The 240-nt window shown below is 40.8% G+C and carries 1 protein-coding gene; it reads left to right on the plus strand.

Annotated elements, in window-relative coordinates; all coding sequences use genetic code 11:
• Positions 1-240: hypothetical protein (locus tag NUM_RS33510; RefSeq protein WP_207128948.1), on the plus strand; the 240-nt coding region annotated here is incomplete at both ends.

Raw genomic sequence — 240 nt, forward strand, 5'->3', positions numbered from 1 at the left:
GATATGGAAGAGGCGGAACCGAGCTTTCATTATGTACTCTCATATGATACAAAACATAAAAAATGGGTTTTTGAAAAAGCTGATCCAGCCTCAGATTCTTCTGGGACAAATGTGAAAAAAATAAAAAACGACCAGCCGAAGACCTACACATCCGCATGGGCATCATCCAAAGGAAACACAGCTTCAGGCAGCCTCACAAATGAACAAGTCACATCGTTTATGGTTGATTACCTGACAAAC

The organism is Actinocatenispora comari (assembly GCF_017312725.1).
Taxonomy (GTDB): domain Bacteria; phylum Actinomycetota; class Actinomycetes; order Mycobacteriales; family Micromonosporaceae; genus Actinocatenispora; species Actinocatenispora comari.